Genomic DNA, 16,406 nt, shown 5'->3' on the forward strand with positions numbered 1-16,406 from the left:
GAAAGCCGTCCGGAAGGTTTCTTTACGAATATCGAGTAGGAACTATTGGAGCTTCAATTCTCTAGCTTCGTTCAAGTCTGCCAATTCGGTCAATTGAGCGAGAATGTCTTTGCTAGCGCCTTTGTCGACCGTCAGCACCATAATGGCCGATCCGCCGACCAGTTTGCGGCCTACCTGCATCGTTGCGATATTGACATCGTTCGAGCCGAGCAGCGTGCCGACGCGGCCGATAATACCCGGCTTGTCATTATGCGAGATGAGGATCAGGTTGCCTTCAGGCGTTACGTCAACCGGGAAGTTGTCGATTTGCACGACGCGCGGACCGTAACCGGTCAGCAGCGTGCCGGCAATGACATGCTCTTCCTTCTTCGTGCGCAGCGACACCGATACGAGGTTGGTGAAATCTTTCGCCGCATGCGACTTCTTGACCACGATGTTGACGTCGCGTTCTTTTGCCAAATGCATCGAGTTAACGATGTTAACTTGCTCAGCGCCGAGATGATGCGAAAGGACGCCTTTCACGATGTAACGAGTAAGCGGCTGCGTGTCGACTTCTGCAAGCTCACCGGAATAGCTGACCGTAATTTCTTCGACGGCGCCTTCCGTAATTTGAGCGACAAAGCTTCCGAGTTTCTCGCCCAGCGTGTAGTAAGGCTGCAGCTTGCTTTGCAAATTAGCCGGAATAGGAGGCATGTTGACAGCGTTGCTGAACGGCTCGTTGCGCAAAATATGCAGCACTTGTTCCGATACGTCAATCGCAACGTTTTCTTGTGCTTCAATCGTCGATGCGCCAAGATGCGGAGTCACGATAATTTTCGGATGTTTCAGGAACGGATGATCAGCAGCAGGAGGTTCGGATTCGAATACGTCGAATGCCGCTCCGGCTACGACGCCGTTGTCGACCGCTTCGACCAGCGCAAGCTCGTCGATAATGCCGCCGCGCGCGCAGTTAACAATGCGCATGCCAGGCTTCATCACTTCGAATTGTTTTTTACCGATCATATGATGGGTTTCGCTCGTCAGCGGCGTATGCACGGTCATGAAATCGGCATTGCGGACGATTTCATCGACGGAAGCAAGCTTAATGCCGAGCTTCTCCGCACGCTCTTCCGTCATGAACGGATCGTAGCCGAGAATATCCATGCCGAACGCTTTAGCCCGTTTGGCTACTTCACTGCCGATGCGGCCCATGCCGAGCACGCCCAGCGTTTTGTTGCGCAGCTCGACGCCAAGGAACGATTTGCGGTCCCAAACGCCGCCGACCGTTTTCATATACGCTTGCGGGATATGACGGGCAACCGCCATGATCATAGCAAAGGTATGTTCACAGGTCGTAATGGTGTTGCCGTCCGGCGCGTTGATAACGATAATACCGTTTTGCGTCGCCGCTTCCAAATCGATGTTGTCGACGCCTACGCCAGCGCGGCCAACGACTTTCAATTTTTTGCCCGCTTCCATAATGCGCGGAGTTACGCGCGTCTGACTGCGAACGAGCAAGGCGTCGTATTCGCCGATGATGGCTACAAGCTCGTCCTCGCTCAGCCCTGGTTTTTTGTCGACCGCTACATCAGCCGCGTCTACCAGTTGTTGAATGCCTAGGTCGCTGATTGGATCAGATACTAAGATTTTAAACATGGTTCAGATTGCCTCCTATGGGTTTGCGATAGCAAAAATAAGTCTTGCCTTACAGAGGGCGAAAACAAAAAACCCCGTCTCTGCATCAAAAACCGATGCGAAGAGCCGGATGAAAATTCGCCTATGATAACAGTCGAATGAACGACTGACACCGTTATGGACAACCTTTACTATTTTATAGCAATCCGGCATTCAAATGCAATGCTCAAACTTGCCCAAATGTGAAATTTTCGTTATGATTCAACCATTATGTCATCATTCGACAGGAAGGAAGGGGATGTAAATGGAAGGTTACGGTCATGTAAGCGCAGCCGAACTGCTGCGGCTGATTGAAGCAGGAGAAATAGAAGGCAGCCAAATTATCGACGTGCGCGAGACGTTCGAGAGAGAGTACTATGGGCTGGACGACAGCGCGCATATTCCAATGAATGAGATTCCCCGCCGGCTTGGTGAGTTGAACGACGACGCACCGCTTTATATCGTTTGTGCGCATGGCGTCCGCAGCGAGGCGGTATGCCGCTATTTGCAAGAACAAGGCTACGGCGGCCTCCTCAACGTCGAGGGCGGAATGGCAGCCATAGCCTTGTTAAAAGGTTTTCAATACGATTGATTAATTCGCCGAAGGCGAGAAAAACGGCAGCTGCGGAAGCAGCTCGTTCGTGTAAAGCGAATTTTGATTGGCGACAAAATCGCCGCTTCGGACGGCTTTTGTATTAATGAGTAAATCTACGATCGCCGTGACGGAGCGAATTTTCATTTTGGACTGCTGTCCCGATTGGATGAACTCGTCTACCCGGCTCGTCATATCCTGCGGGTAGTAGGATATGAGTTGCTTGCGGCTGAGTATCTGATCAGCCATCAGCTTATTTTTAACCGTCAAAGGAAGTCGCTTCCATTCGTTGATGTCGATGACATTGGCGGCTTTATACTCACTCGGAATGTCGGGATTGACCGAGGCGCTCCATTTTTGCATCGCGTAATAGTAGGCTTGCTGAGCGGTGAGAGATTCTTTTACGGCTGTTTTGTACGGCTCGTCGCTCGCAATAGCTTCAAGCAATTGTTTGTTGCTCGCCGCCTTTACGCCCGCAGCATTGTCGGAAGCGGTGCTGAAATGCCCCAGACTGCGAATAATATTCGCTTGCGCGGTTGCAAGAAGTGGCGATTTTCTCATGTCATAAGAAGAAGCTTCTTTCTGCTTTTGCTTGGCCATTCTGCTCAAATCTTTGAAAGCGGAGGAAGCTTCGCCAATCTGCCCTTGCTCCACCCGGGCAATGGATTGGAACCATTCCGTTTGAAATTCACGATAAGGCAAAAATACGGTATGATAGAAAGAGACAAGATCCTGCTGCTGATAGGGAGTCGCGTCCGAGTTGGCCGCGCCGTTCAATTGCTTCATTTCGTACTTCGATTCGGTTTCTTTCGCGCCCAGCTTAAGGCCGAAGAAAAAGGACGCGGCCGAACAGCCTACCAAAAATACAAATCCTAGGCTGAACATCATTGCAGAACGAGTTAAACGTTTTTCCATCACAAATCTCCCTCTATGTAATATATGGATGCTGTCATTTGTGCCCTATCAGTATAGGGGAAAAGAACTTAAAAGGAAATAAGAACCTTCTAGACAGGCGGGAAGCTATGAAAAAATTTGATATTCGCAAAATCCGGGTGCGCAAAGTGTCGGTAGATGAGCTGGATGACCGAATGCTGCTCATCAATCTGTACATGACGCAGGTCCTTACTCTTATTATCGGTTTTGTCTGGGTATTATTTCAGCGTCAAAACATAATTCATCTATTTCAAATTCCAGATCGTTTGAACTTTATATGGTGGGGGCTCGGGTTGGCCGGAGCTGTTATTCTTGTCGACCTGCTGGTGTCGAGGTGGGTGCCTGATGAGGCGAGCGACGACGGCGGCGTCAACGAGCGGATGTTCCGGCATCGTCCAGTGTGGCACATTGCCGTCATATCGCTAGTCGTGGCGATATGCGAGGAGCTGCTGTTTCGCGGAGCGGTGCAGCATGCGATCGGACCTTATTGGACGAGTATCGTATTCGCCGTCATTCACGTCCGGTACTTAAGACACTGGGTACCAACGGGACTTGTCTTCTCGATCAGTTATGGGTTAGGCTGGATATATATTCAGTCAGGGACGATCTGGGCGCCAATCATTGCGCATTTTGCGATCGACTTCATTATGGGACTCATTATCAGGTTCAGGAAGGAGCAGGACGAGGAGTCATGAGCAGGGTACAGAAACACAGACGCGCCAGAGGGAGACGGCGTCGCGGGCAGACGGCGGAGCCGTCGCCTGCTTACAACGCCGATACGGCGAGCGGCAAGGAGCAGCTGCCGTCGCGAAGGCAGAAGTTTCCTTCAAGCGCCCACAAGATAACGAAATGGTATTATAACGTACTGTTTATACTGTTCGTATCTTTGGTCGCCGGATTGTTCTGGTACGGTGTCAAGTATACCAATCAATGAGCCGGCGTTTCAATGGATGCCGGATCGATGAAGCCGTATCCTTCCTTCTCGAGCTTGGACAGCAGGCCGTCTAGCGCCTTCGCTGTCCATTTTAGTTCATGCATTAAAATGTTGGCGCCCGGATGAAGCTGCTCCATGACATTGGCAATGACTTTGTCGGGATCTCCGGGCGCTTTTTGCTCCCAGTCAAGCGAACCGTTGGACCACGTCATGAAAAGAAGCCCTTCTTTAAGAGCTGCTTCCTTGACGGTGTCTCCACCAGAGCCGTAAGGCGGCCGGAAGAAATGGGGAACCTGACCGGTAATCGCCTCGACATCACGCTGTACGTCGCCAATTTGCTTCTCAACCGTCTCCCGCTCTTCTTTCTTCAAATCAATATGATCCCAGGAATGATTGCCGATCGTTTGACCGCGGTCGTAAATAAGCTTCAGCAATTCAGGATGCTGCTTCACCCGGTAGCCGTTGACGAAAAATATCGCTTTTGCGTGGTGCGCATCCAGCGTATCGAGCAACGATGTGAGCGCTTCTTCGTCCTTCGGTCCATCGTCGAACGTAAGCAGCACCATTTTGTCCGGCGTCTTCGTCTCGTCGATCGGCAGGATGCGGTATACTTTGTTCATTCGGTACAATGGACCTGTTTGCTCCGGCAACACCGTCGGCGCAGGTGAAGGCGAGGGTGTTGGTGCCGGGGTCGAAGCAGAGCCGGATGCCACTTGCGAAGCGGCTGCCGTTTCGCCTGCGAGCGCAGGAGCAGTGTCGGGGTTAGCGTCACCGGTTGTCGCGCCGTTTCCGCATGCTGCCGATAATAACGCCGTCATAATGGCGATTGACGCGGCAATCGATTGGACTGTTTTTCGATTCATAGGTAGACCTCCGTTATCGCATGTTGTGTATGTAGGATGCCCTCCAGAGGACGATGTCAGACGGGAAGGGTTATGTCGACATTCGTCGCGTCATGGCGGTTTTCCTTTATTTTAGCAGGATGCCTGACGAGGCGTAAGGCTAAAATAAGGGCGAAAACGAATTACGCGAGGAGGTTCATTGAACATGAAGCTTAGCGGAATACTATTAGGCGGAGCCGTTGGAGCCGCAGCCGCTCTTATTTTCGCCCGCAAACGGCCGGGGACGGCCGCTTTGGCAGCTGCGGCGATGTCGAACGCATGCTCGGCAATTGGCAGGAGAGCGATTGGAATGATGGCGGATAAATGGCAGGCAAAGGCGGTTTCCTCCATCTCCCCAAAGCGTACAGACGATACCGCCGAAAAATCAGGAAAAGACTGGGGACTGATTGAGAGCATTGTGAATAGCGATCCTGAGCTGAAAGCGGAAGCCGATCGCGTCATGGCGGAATCGTCGAGCCGCACCCATTGAGAAGAGGCGGACTCTAAGAATCGATTGAACGCGCGCACCGCAAGCGGCGCGGTTCGAGCGATTCTTTTTTTGTCATTTAGGTGCATTCCGCTGTCATACATGGTAAAGTATCTACATAGTACGATTTGATCATTTTGGTCACATCTTATTTATAATTTCATACGCTGTTACAACAGATGCTGCAGAGGAGGATCCTGTCATGAAAATCGAACGGCTTAGTCAGGACAAGATACGGATTTTCCTGACGTTCGACGACCTGCTCGAACGGGGGATCCAGAAGGATGACATGTGGCGCGAAATTCCAAAGGTGCATGAACTATTCAGCGAAATGATGGATCAAGCATACAGCGAGCTAGGCTTTGATGCCAGCGGCCCTTTAGCGGTCGAAGTTTTTGCCCTCCCCGCACAAGGAATGGTCGTTATTGTCACCCGTGGCAAGATGAATGGTCAAGAGAGCGATCGGTCTGCCGACGATGAAGATACGGAAGACGAAATATACGAAATGGAAGTAACGCTGGAGCAGAGCGACATTGTCATGTATTCTTTCCGCGATTTCGAGGATGTCATCAACGTAAGCAAACAGCTTAAAGCTGCGAACCTTACCGAAGACGGTCGATTGTACTCCTATAACGGAAAGTGGATATTGGCTCTGGAGCCTGCGCTTATCGAATCTTCCCGCCATAATGCCGTTATCGCCCTGCTGGCGGAATATGGAGAGGCCACCTCCGTTACGTATGCCATGCTCGAAGAGTACGGCAAGCTGGTGATGGCGTCGGAAGCCGTATCGCAAATATGCACTCATTTTTAAATGATGAGTAATTGGCATTTTATAGAGCATCTGCAGCCGTTTGGTCTGTACGGTGCTCTTCTTGCATCCGATCACGTACATATTTCTCGAATACGGTTCGCCCTGCGCGTTCATATTACATGTAGACAAAGGCGGTGTACTTAATAATGGCTGACATGAAAGCACATGATGTACTCAAGTCTACTCAGATTGTAATCGAACAAGCGTTGCGAAAGCTTGGACACAGCGATTCGATGATCGAATTGCTGAAAGAGCCGATGCGCTTGTTGACCGTACGCATTCCTGTCAAGATGGATGACGGCACGACGCAAGTATTTACAGGTTACCGATCACAGCACAATGATGCCGTTGGCCCGACTAAGGGCGGGGTCCGGTTTCATCCCGGCGTGACAGAACCGGAAGTTAAGGCGTTGTCCATCTGGATGAGCTTGAAATGCGGCATTGCTGATTTGCCCTACGGCGGCGGCAAAGGCGGCGTTATTTGCGATCCGCGAAAAATGTCATTCGGCGAGCTGGAACGGTTAAGCCGCGGCTATGTGCGGGCGGTAAGCCAAATCGTCGGACCGTCAAAAGATATTCCGGCGCCTGACGTCATGACCAACTCGCAAATTATGGCCTGGATGATGGATGAATACAGCCGAATTCGCGAGTTCGATTCGCCGGGCTTCATCACCGGCAAGCCGATCGTGCTCGGCGGCTCGAAAGGCCGGGAAACGGCCACCGCCCGCGGCGTCGTTATTATGATCGAAGAAGCGCTCGCGCTTCGTCAAATCGAAATGAACGGCGCACGGATCGTGATACAAGGGTTTGGCAACGCCGGCAGTTACCTTGCTAAATTTATGCATGAGGCTGGCGCGCGCGTAATCGCTATATCCGATGTGAACGGCGCGTTGTATAATGAAGAAGGGCTCGATATTCCCTATTTGCTAGAAAAGCGCGACTCGTTCGGCAATGTGACGAATTTGTTCCCGAATACGATCACGAACGACGAGCTGCTCGAGCTGGATTGCGATGTGCTCGTACCGGCTGCTATTGAGAATCAGATAACGGAAGTTAACGCACCGAAGCTGCGAGCCCGAATTGTCGTGGAAGCGGCCAATGGCCCTACGACGCTCGAGGCGACGCAAATATTAACCGAGCGAGGCGTTCTGCTCGTGCCGGACGTACTGGCTAGCGCTGGAGGCGTCATCGTATCCTATTTCGAATGGGTACAGAATAATCAAGGCTATTATTGGGATGAGGAAGAAGTGGACCGCAAGCTGAAGCAGATGATGATCCGAGGCTTTGCGCAAATATACGAATTGCATCAGACTCGAAAGGTCGATATGCGACTGGCTGCCTATATGGCGGGCGTACGCAAAATGGCGGAGGCTGTCCGGTACCGCGGCTGGGTATAACCCCGTATGCCGAATAAGCCTCCGTGACGGCTTAATCCGCTTTGAGCTTGGAGGTGATCAGACAGGCATGGGCGTGTTTTCCATATTGACGGCAGCGGTGGCGCCAGGCATCGCTTTGCTGACCTATCTTTATTTAAGGGACCGCTATGAATCGGAACCGATTCATATGGTGGCCCGGATGTTTCTGCTCGGCGTTCTGATCGTCGTGCCTATCGTCGTCATCCAGCGCGGACTAGAGCTATGGTGGGGGCAGAATCCCGTTATGTTCTCATTCGTGGAATCGGCGGGCATCGAGGAGTTTGTCAAGTGGTTCGTACTCTACCACGTCATTTACAATCATACCGAATTTGACGAGCCGTACGACGGCATTGTTTATTCGGGATCGATCGCGCTAGGGTTTGCGACGCTGGAAAACGTCATGTACGCCTTTTTCGCTCCGTCTACGTTTGGCACGCTGCTTATGCGGGCTCTGCTGCCGGTTTCCGGGCACGCGCTGTTCGGCATTATGATGGGCTATTATTTGGGGAAAGCGAAATTTGCGGCCAGCGCAAACAAGAAACGTCTCTATTTGATCATTTCGCTGGCGCTGCCGCTTCTGCTGCACGGCTCGTACGATTGGATTATGATTACGCAGCAATCGAATTGGATGTTCTTCATCATTCCTTTTATGGCTGGGCTGTGGGTTTGGGGGCTGTACAAAATTCAACGCGCTAGCGCTCGTTCTCCTTTCCGTTTCCTGACGCGGGAAGACGAGGTTAAATTGTAACGCTTCCGTCGATACTGTCTCCTATAAAGAGCGACCTATTGGGAGGCGGCTATGGAAACGAGAGTGAAAGTAACGATTCGGTGCAACATTTGCGGTGAAAAATTCGTCCTGCGGGGCCGCAGAGAGAAAGGCGCGATCGATACCGGATTCAAGCAATGCATCTGCAACAACGCGAATGACCTCGACATCGAGGAGCATAGCCTGTAACGGCTTCGTGCTGTGCCAAATTAATAAATATGCATAAAGCTCCTTTCTGGAAACCAAACTAACGCTAGGTTTTCACAAGAAAGGAGCTTTTTGTTATGTACAAACGTCTTAGCGCTGTACTGTTCCCCGTCGTCACGATTCTGTTAATAGGCGCAGCTTACTGGGGATATCAGGAGCATCAAGAGAAAAACTCGATTTTGCTAAAGGCGGAGAACCAATATCAGCGCGCCTTCCACGATTTATCCTATCATGTTAAGCAGCTGCATCAGCAGCTTGGCAATACGCTCGCGGTCAATTCGACTTCTCAAGCCTATCACCGCAAAGGACTGGTGAACGTATGGAGGCTGACAAGCGAAGCGCAAAACGAGATCAACCAATTGCCGCTGACGCTGCTGCCTTTCAACAAAGCCGAAGACTTTTTATCCCGTATCGCCAACTTTGCTTATAAAACGTCGGTTCGCGATTTGAGCAAGCAGCCTCTGTCGAAGGACGAATTTCAAACGTTGAAAACGCTGTACGCGAAATCCGAAGAAATTTCCAACGATTTGCTTGGCGTTCAAGACAAGGTGCTCGGTCAAAACTTGCGATGGATGGACGTTGAGGTCGCGCTGGCGTCGGAAAAGTCGAACAACGACAACATGATTATCGACGGCTTCAAGACGGTCGACAAAAAAGTAAGCGAGTATCCGGAAATTAACTGGGGACCTTCCGTAACCAGCATGTACGAGAAACGGAAAATCAGCATGCTGAGCGGGAATTTTGTGACCGCTGACGAAGTAAAGAAAAAAGTGGCCGAGTTCGTTGGCAAGAGCAAAGGCGAGATCAAGGTGGTTGAGAACGGGAAAGGAACCGAGTTCGCTTCCTATACTGCAACGGTGTCCGAGCCAACGTCGGGCAGAAAACTGCAAATGGATTACAGTCAAAAAGGCGGGCAGCTTATATCGTTTATGGACCCGCGTGATATTGGCGAGAAACGGCTCGATCTGGACAAAGCCAGCGCCGCCGCCGACAAATTTCTGAATGATCATGGCTTCAAAGATATGAAGGCGGTTAGCTACGATCTGTTCCATAACACTGGGACGTTTACTTTCGTAGGCTCGCAAAATGATGTATTGATTTATCCCGATAAGCTGGTGGTGAAAGTCGCGCTTGACAACGGCGAGGCTGTTGGACTTCAAGCGAACGACTACGTGTACGAGCATCATAATCGGAATATACCGGCGGCGAAGCTTACGAAGGAGCAAGCCCGCAAGTCGCTGAACCCGGAGATGAAAGTCAGCAAAGAGCGGCAAGCGCTCATTCGGAACGATATCGGAGAAGAAGTGCTTTGCTATGAATATACGGGTAAAATAAACGGCAGCGTTTATCGCGTTTATATTAATGCGGAAAACGGTTTGGAGGAATCGATCGAGGAAATGTCCTAGCAGAAACAGTCGACAAATTTGGCCAAATTACGATATGGCTCCCCATTATTCGAATGTGATATAATGGCAGCAAGTAGGGGAGGGGAGCCAATTGTTGCCTAAAGTAAACCAAATGTTGTTTTTCGAAATCGCTTCTTCGGATGAAGCCGAAGCCGCAATTGAGTATAAAGCGAGAATCGCGGACGAGTTGGAGGACGGTTTACTTATCGAGAATCCGATCAGCGTCGAAACCGGAAGGATGAAGAAGCTGTTTCTGGGGGACGAGCTGTCCGTCTACTTTATGACGGAGAACGGCGTTAAAAACTACTTCGATTCGCATGTCCTCGGCTTCCGCGAAGATGTGATCAAACTTATTAAAATTAGAAAGCCGGAGCCGGACCGCATTATGAAGGTTCAGCGCCGGCATTTTCTGCGGGTGCCTGCTGAGCTGGAAATCGCGGTGAACGGGAGTGAGCAAATCCGGTTCGTCACGCATACCGACGATGTGGGGGGCGGCGGCATTTCGTTTCTTTGCGACGGTAAATGGCCGATGAGAAATGAACAGCACCTGGATTGCTGGCTGCTTATCCCTTATAAGAACGGATCGCTTGAACATGCGTCGTTCAAAGCGGAGGTCGTCCGAGTAAAAGAACTGCAGAGCGGCCGCAAGCAGGTCATGGTCAAATTCGACAGCATAACGGACAGCGAACGGCAAAAAATTATCCGCTATTGCTTCGAGCGCCAGCTTGAATTCCGCCACCGTTGATGAATAAGGCGGCAGCAGCCGAGACATGCTAATGGCATCCAAGGTAAATAAAGGATGTGAAAGCATGCGGAATGAACCGTCCGGCCGATCGCCCAAGCGATCGCGCCGCCGCCGCGCGGGGGAGGAAAGAAGCTATTGGCAGCAATATTCCGATGCCGCCGCACGTATTATTTTTACGGCTGCAATCGTTCTGCTGCTGGCTGTCATGGCATCGCAAGCAGGGCTTCAAAGCGGCGCCATTAGACATTTTATTACGGGCGTTGATCGGGAGGAGGGCACGTCTGTTTTATGAGAGACGGACCTTCTCCGTTTTTGCATCTATGTCCATAGTGTGGTATAATTTTCACGTTCGCAGGCTGAGCCTGCTTTTTTCTTGAAATATAAGAATGGATGGCTGTTACGGGCATCGCCGCTATTTTTTCTTGCGAAACGGTTAAAGCGCTTTAGCGTAGAAGCCGGTCGACTAGAAGGAAATAGTCTTATATTTCACCGCGAGACGAGCTAGGCCGTTAGATGCAGCTATAGCCGTTTACGCTTGAGAGGTTTGCGCTTGCAAGGTATGAGCGCCGGCATAAGCTGTTTACATAAGCTTTGGCTTATCAATCCGTTTATCCGTTCAGCGAAGCCTGTGCAATGCCGTCACGGACGGCGCCAGCCGTATACGCGGGGCCAAACGTCTCCAAATAAGGGGGTTGACTGTTCGTGATGCAGCAAGACGGTGACGGCGACCGGATCAACATCGCGATTGACGGACCTGCGGGAGCGGGTAAAAGCACGGTTGCAAGAAAAGTTGCCGAGCAGCTGGGCTACGTCTATATCGACACCGGAGCGATGTACCGCGCAGTAACGCTAAGCGCGATACGGGCTTCCATAGCGCCGGAGGACGGCGAAAGGCTGGCCGCTCATGCGACAACGCTCGAAATCGGGCTGAAGCCCGGGGAGCAGGGTCAGAAGGTTTATTTGAACGGCGAGAACGTCACAAGCGAGATTCGCTCTAGGGAAGTGACGCTGCTCGTATCGCCGGTTGCGGCGAACGAGACCGTCAGAGAGGTGTTGGGCACGTTGCAGCGCGGCTTTGCGGAAAGCAAAGGCGTCGTTATGGACGGCCGCGATATCGGCTCCCATGTGCTTCCTAACGCTGAGTTGAAAATCTTTTTGACGGCATCCGTCGAAGAGAGAGCGCGCAGGCGCTACAACGAAATTGCCGATTCGCAATCGATTACGCTGGAGCAGCTGGCGGTTGAGATCGCCGAACGCGACAGGCTGGACGAAGGGCGGGATATCGCTCCGCTCGTATGTGCGAAGGATGCGCTCGTTATGGACAGCACGGCGATGACGATTGACGAAGTTGTTGAGGCAATTGTGAAATTAAGCCGAACCAAATTGGCGGAGGCGAAGTAAACTATGTTATATCGATTTTGCCGATTTCTTCTCCGCGTCATCTATGGAGCGCTGTTCAGACTTGAAGCGAAAGGACGGGAGAACATTCCTGCCGATGGCCCAGTCATCCTTGCTTCGAATCATATCAGCCTGCTTGATCCGCCTACAGTCGGCATCAAATTAAGCCGGAAAGTGCATTATATGGCGAAGCAGGAGCTGTTCAATGTTCCGTTGCTCGGTCCCTTGATTCGAGGACTTGGCGCATTCCCGGTCAAACGCGGGGGCGTCAGCAAGGAAGCGATCCGCTCGGCTATTTCGCTGCTGCAAGAAGGCAAAGTGATGGGCATCTTCCCTGAAGGCACGCGCAACAGCGAAGAAGGCGCGGCCGCGAAGAAGGGAGCCGCCATGATCGCAATGCGCAGCGGCGCTGTAGTTATTCCGGTGGCGGTTATCGGAGAATACAAGCTCTTCCGCAAAATGAGAATCGTTTACGGCAAACCGGTTGATCTTACCGCATTTATTCAAGAATCTTCCCCGGATATGCTGGAACGCATTACGGAAGCGATTATGATCCGAATTCGCGAATTGTTGAAGCAAGAATCCTAGTTTGCTTTAGAAAGCGATGATATGTTTTAAATGCCGCTAATCGCCCTAAAGGGGTCGCGTGCGGATTTAAATAAAGTTGGGGTATGAATTGAGGAGGTTATTTCAAATGTCAGAAGAAATCAATGTTCAAGACTCCGTAGCACAAGAAAGCCAAGAAGCTATGGACAATTTCGTCTCTTTGAAAAAAGGAGATACCGTTACGGGTACGATCGTCAAAATCGAAGACAACCAAGCTTATGTAAGCCTTGGATATAAATACGACGGTATCATTCCGATTCGCGAGCTTTCCGCTGTTCAACTCGAGAACGCGTCGGAAGCCGTTCAAGTCGGCCAAGAAGTGCAATTGAAAGTCGTCAGCATCGACGATGAGAAAGAAAAACTCGTGCTCTCGAAGCGTCAAATCGACGGCGAGAAAGCTTGGGACGCGCTGCAAAGCCGTTTCGAAAGCGGGGAAGTATTCGAAGTAGCGGTTGCAGATGTCGTGAAAGGCGGCCTTGTCATTGACGTAGGCGTTCGCGGCTTCATCCCGGCTTCGATGGTGGAGCGCCATTTCGTTGAAGATTTCAGCGATTACAAAGGCCGCACGCTGCGTGTAAAAGTAAAAGAAATCGACCGCGAGAACAACAAAGTCATCCTTTCCCAAAAAGATGTGCTGGATGCCGAGTTCGAGCAAAACAAACAGCAAGTAATGTCTTCCCTGCAAGCCGGCCAACAACTGGAAGGTACCGTTCAACGCCTGACGCCATTCGGCGCGTTTGTTGATATCGGCGGCATCGACGGTCTGGTTCACGTATCCGAGCTGAGCTGGCAACATGTCGCTCATCCGAAGGATGTCGTATCTGAAGGCCAAGCGGTCACTGTTAAAGTGCTGAAAGTTGATCCTGCAGCAGGTAAAATCAGCTTGAGCCTGAAAGCTGCTCAACCTGGTCCTTGGGAATCGGCTGCCGGCCAATTCAACACAGGTGACATCGTAACGGGTACAGTTCGCCGCATCGTGACTTTCGGCGCATTCGTCGAAATCGCTCCTGGCGTAGAAGGTCTCGTTCACATTTCGCAAATCGCGCATCGCCATATCGCGACTCCTTACGAAGTGTTGAAAGAAGGCCAAGAAGTGCAAGCGAAAGTGTTGGACTTCAACCCTGCCGAGAAGCGCGTAAGCCTGAGCATCAAAGAAACAGAAGAAGCGCCTGAGCAGCCTGCGGAGCAAGCGCCAAGAGCGGGCAAACCGCAACGCGAACGTTCCCCTAAACAAGAGGATCTGGGTAACAACCCGAACGTTAGCCTCAGCAACCAAAGCATGAGCTACTCGCTCGCTGAGCGTTTCGGCGACAAGCTGAGCAAATTGAAATAATACGTTTCGATTCGGAAGCGGAGCTATACACAGCTTAATCGAAGGCTGCTCCTTGATGAATGTTTTCATCGGAGCGGCCTTTCTTTATGTCCGGCAGCGGACAGCCGCGGATCGGGAGCGTCGCGGTATAGCGTTTTCCAATTGGAGCATAATAGGTTAGCGTGAGGTGATGAAGCGTTGAACGACGGATTTTTGACGCTATGGATCGTAACGATAGCCATTATTTTGCTCGTAACAGGTTGGTCTGTGCAAGTAGGGGCGGGCCGTCATTGGCCGCAACTTGCCGCTGCGGCGGTCGCGTGCTTGCTGCTTCAGACGCTTGGTGGCAGTTTTGAAGCCGGGAGCGTACATATCGATATAAAAGCGAGCGCCGTATTCGTCATGCTAGGAGCACTTGCTGCGATGCGGATGCAACGACTAATCGAATCGTCTGCATATTTGCTTGTTGGCACCTTGTTGACCGGAATGATTTGGGGCAGTTTGCAAATGATGTACAGCGCAGACCCTGTATTTTATCTCATTCATCCGAGGTGGGACGCTCCGATCGCTGGCGGCATGCTAGCCGCCGCTTTCTCGGTTAGACCCGGTCAGCAGTTTGCCGTACTCGCTTTCGGCGCTGCATGCGCGGAAGTCATTCACGCTTTGCTCAGCGGCGGCGCCTACTTGGCGGCAATCGGCTCGCTCGCTTGGTGGGATGGATTTTGGCTCGCCTTTGCGACGGCCCGCATATCCGGCTTGTCGTTTGCCGCCGTCAGATCGGCGACCGTGCGTGTCGGAACGCTGTTATGGGGCCGCCGCAGGGGCGGACAATCGGAATAATTGGCGTTTTAAGGATGAAAAGTTAGCCAAGTACGACGTTTTTTGCTATGATGGTAGTCGTGAGAATTTTCGAAGGAGTGAATCGTAATTATGGCAAGACCCGTTATTGCCATTGTCGGGAGACCGAATGTGGGGAAATCGACCATATTTAACCGGATTGTCGGCGACAGGCTAGCAATTGTCGAGGATAAGCCGGGCGTAACCCGAGACAGGCTATATAGTGCCGGAGAATGGAACGGCGTTGCCTTCAGCATCGTCGATACCGGAGGAATCGAGATCGACGGCGAAGATGAGATTATGAAATCGGTTCGTATGCAAGCTGAGCTTGCTATCGAAGAAGCCGACGTTATTATTTTTATGGTAGAAGCCAAAACCGGATTGACCCATGCCGACGACGAGGTGGCACAAATGCTGTTCCGCTCGCGTAAGCCGGTTGTTTTGGCTGTTAATAAAGTTGACAACATGAATCGAATGGACGAAGTATACGAATTTTACGGACTCGGCTTCGGCGAGCCGATCGCCATTTCCGGCTCTCATGGCACGGGCATCGGCGATTTGCTGGATGCGGCGGTCGAGAAGCTTCCGGAAATCGAAGACGACGGCTATGACGACGACGTCATTCGCGTGGCGCTGATCGGACGGCCGAATGTTGGCAAATCATCGCTGGTGAACGCGCTTCTTGGTGAAGAGCGCGTTATCGTGAGCAATGTGGCTGGCACGACTAGAGACGCCATCGATACGCCATTTGAGCGCGACGGACAGCGCTATGTGCTGATTGACACGGCCGGCATGCGTAAACGCGGCAAAGTATACGAGTCGACGGAGAAGTACAGCGTCATGCGCGCCCTGAAAGCGATTGAACGGGCCGATGTCGTGCTTGTGCTCATCAACGGCGAGGAAGGCATCATTGAGCAGGACAAGCACATTGCGGGCTACGCTCATGAAGCGGGCAAGGCATCGATCTTTGTCGTGAACAAGTGGGATGTCGTCGAGAAGGACGACAAAACGATGAAAGATTTCACGCAAAAAATACGCGATCATTTCCTATTCATGACGTATGCACCGGTCGTCTTCCTGTCGGCGCTGACGAAGTCACGTCTGCACAAGCTGCTCCCGGTCGTCAATCACGTGTCACAGCAGCATGCGATGCGCATTCAAACGCATTTGCTGAACGATGTCGTTGCCGACGCGGTCGCTTACAACCCGCCGCCGACCGACAAAGGAAGAAGGCTTAAGATCAACTATGTGACGCAGGTGGCAACCAAGCCGCCGACGATCGTCATTTTCGTCAACGATCCGGATATGATGCATTTCTCGTACGAGCGTTACTTGGAGAACAAAATTCGCGCAGCATTCGATTTCGAGGGCACGCCGGTTCGGTTGTTCACAAGGCGCAAGTCCGATGAAGAGTAGGGGAGAA

The 16,406-nt window shown here is 51.7% G+C and carries 19 protein-coding genes; 16 read left to right on the forward strand and 3 right to left on the reverse strand.

The window, feature by feature from the left end; all coding sequences use genetic code 11:
* Positions 1-42: 42 nt before the first annotated feature.
* Positions 43-1,635 (reverse strand): phosphoglycerate dehydrogenase, encoded by a 1,593-nt coding sequence (gene serA / locus ACFVTB_RS14005; RefSeq protein ID WP_387749829.1) that lies wholly within the window; start codon positions 1,633-1,635, stop codon positions 43-45.
* Positions 1,636-1,918: 283 nt separating this feature from the next.
* On the opposite strand from serA, the gene ACFVTB_RS14010 reads away from it, so the two are divergent.
* Positions 1,919-2,245 (forward strand): rhodanese-like domain-containing protein, encoded by a 327-nt coding sequence (locus tag ACFVTB_RS14010; RefSeq protein ID WP_387749832.1) that lies wholly within the window; start codon positions 1,919-1,921, stop codon positions 2,243-2,245.
* On the opposite strand, the gene ACFVTB_RS14015 is transcribed toward ACFVTB_RS14010, so the two are convergent.
* Positions 2,246-3,160 carry a hypothetical protein gene (locus ACFVTB_RS14015; protein ID WP_387749835.1) on the reverse strand — a complete coding sequence of 305 codons (915 nt, stop codon included), beginning with the start codon at positions 3,158-3,160 and terminating at the stop codon, positions 2,246-2,248. It lies immediately after the preceding gene.
* Between the two features lie 107 nt (positions 3,161-3,267).
* Here ACFVTB_RS14015 and ACFVTB_RS14020 point away from each other — a divergent pair, with 107 nt between their 5' ends.
* Both ACFVTB_RS14020 and ACFVTB_RS14025 read left to right on the forward strand, forming a co-directional pair.
* Positions 3,268-3,873 carry a CPBP family intramembrane glutamic endopeptidase gene (locus ACFVTB_RS14020; RefSeq protein WP_387749837.1) on the forward strand — a complete coding sequence of 202 codons (606 nt, stop codon included), beginning with the start codon at positions 3,268-3,270 and terminating at the stop codon, positions 3,871-3,873.
* On the forward strand, positions 3,870-4,112 hold the full coding sequence (locus tag ACFVTB_RS14025) for a hypothetical protein (protein ID WP_387749840.1): 243 nt from the start codon (positions 3,870-3,872) through the stop codon (positions 4,110-4,112). Before ACFVTB_RS14020 ends, ACFVTB_RS14025 begins: the two co-directional genes overlap by 4 nt.
* On the opposite strand, the gene ACFVTB_RS14030 is transcribed toward ACFVTB_RS14025, so the two are convergent.
* Entirely contained in the window at positions 4,106-4,975 is an 870-nt protein-coding gene (locus tag ACFVTB_RS14030; protein ID WP_387749843.1) for a polysaccharide deacetylase family protein, read from the reverse strand. The two genes, ACFVTB_RS14025 and ACFVTB_RS14030, sit on opposite strands and share 7 nt — an antisense overlap.
* A gap of 184 nt (positions 4,976-5,159) precedes the next feature.
* Here ACFVTB_RS14030 and ACFVTB_RS14035 point away from each other — a divergent pair, with 184 nt between their 5' ends.
* The 13 genes from ACFVTB_RS14035 (at position 5,160) to der (ending at position 16,399) form a co-directional block, all read left to right on the forward strand.
* Positions 5,160-5,483, forward strand: coding sequence for a hypothetical protein (locus tag ACFVTB_RS14035; RefSeq protein ID WP_387749846.1), 324 nt, complete (start codon positions 5,160-5,162; stop codon positions 5,481-5,483).
* A 199-nt stretch (positions 5,484-5,682) separates the two neighbouring features.
* On the forward strand, positions 5,683-6,291 hold the full coding sequence (locus tag ACFVTB_RS14040) for a genetic competence negative regulator (RefSeq protein ID WP_387749848.1): 609 nt from the start codon (positions 5,683-5,685) through the stop codon (positions 6,289-6,291).
* A 146-nt stretch (positions 6,292-6,437) separates the two neighbouring features.
* Positions 6,438-7,688 (forward strand): Glu/Leu/Phe/Val family dehydrogenase, encoded by a 1,251-nt coding sequence (locus tag ACFVTB_RS14045; protein ID WP_387749851.1) that lies wholly within the window; start codon positions 6,438-6,440, stop codon positions 7,686-7,688.
* A 67-nt stretch (positions 7,689-7,755) separates the two neighbouring features.
* A complete protein-coding gene (gene prsW / locus ACFVTB_RS14050) occupies positions 7,756-8,454 on the forward strand; it encodes a glutamic-type intramembrane protease PrsW (RefSeq protein WP_387749854.1) in 699 nt (232 codons plus the stop codon).
* A gap of 51 nt (positions 8,455-8,505) precedes the next feature.
* Positions 8,506-8,661, forward strand: a complete 156-nt coding sequence (locus ACFVTB_RS14055; RefSeq protein ID WP_387749857.1) for a hypothetical protein — start codon at positions 8,506-8,508, stop codon at positions 8,659-8,661.
* Between the two features lie 95 nt (positions 8,662-8,756).
* Positions 8,757-10,085, forward strand: coding sequence for a germination protein YpeB (ypeB, locus tag ACFVTB_RS14060; RefSeq protein WP_387749859.1), 1,329 nt, complete (start codon positions 8,757-8,759; stop codon positions 10,083-10,085).
* A 91-nt stretch (positions 10,086-10,176) separates the two neighbouring features.
* The gene (locus ACFVTB_RS14065; RefSeq protein WP_387749862.1) at positions 10,177-10,830 is read left to right on the forward strand and encodes a flagellar brake protein; all 654 of its coding nucleotides are present in this window, start codon (positions 10,177-10,179) and stop codon (positions 10,828-10,830) included.
* A gap of 64 nt (positions 10,831-10,894) precedes the next feature.
* Complete coding sequence (locus ACFVTB_RS14070; protein ID WP_387749864.1) at positions 10,895-11,122, forward strand: hypothetical protein; 228 nt, start codon at positions 10,895-10,897, stop codon at positions 11,120-11,122.
* A 413-nt stretch (positions 11,123-11,535) separates the two neighbouring features.
* Positions 11,536-12,231, forward strand: a complete 696-nt coding sequence (gene cmk / locus ACFVTB_RS14075; protein WP_387750185.1) for a (d)CMP kinase — start codon at positions 11,536-11,538, stop codon at positions 12,229-12,231.
* 3 nt (positions 12,232-12,234) lie between these two features.
* Complete coding sequence (locus tag ACFVTB_RS14080) at positions 12,235-12,816, forward strand: lysophospholipid acyltransferase family protein (RefSeq protein ID WP_387749867.1); 582 nt, start codon at positions 12,235-12,237, stop codon at positions 12,814-12,816.
* 106 nt (positions 12,817-12,922) lie between these two features.
* Positions 12,923-14,167 carry a 30S ribosomal protein S1 gene (gene rpsA / locus ACFVTB_RS14085; RefSeq protein ID WP_387749870.1) on the forward strand — a complete coding sequence of 415 codons (1,245 nt, stop codon included), beginning with the start codon at positions 12,923-12,925 and terminating at the stop codon, positions 14,165-14,167.
* Between the two features lie 177 nt (positions 14,168-14,344).
* Positions 14,345-14,986 (forward strand): YphA family membrane protein, encoded by a 642-nt coding sequence (locus ACFVTB_RS14090; RefSeq protein ID WP_387749873.1) that lies wholly within the window; start codon positions 14,345-14,347, stop codon positions 14,984-14,986.
* 90 nt (positions 14,987-15,076) lie between these two features.
* The gene (gene der, locus ACFVTB_RS14095) at positions 15,077-16,399 is read left to right on the forward strand and encodes a ribosome biogenesis GTPase Der (RefSeq protein WP_387749876.1); all 1,323 of its coding nucleotides are present in this window, start codon (positions 15,077-15,079) and stop codon (positions 16,397-16,399) included.
* The last annotated feature ends 7 nt before the right edge of the window (positions 16,400-16,406 follow it).

The sequence above is a fragment of the Paenibacillus sp. NPDC058071 genome (assembly GCF_042885235.1).
In the GTDB taxonomy this organism is placed as follows: Bacteria; Bacillota; Bacilli; order Paenibacillales; family Paenibacillaceae; genus Pristimantibacillus.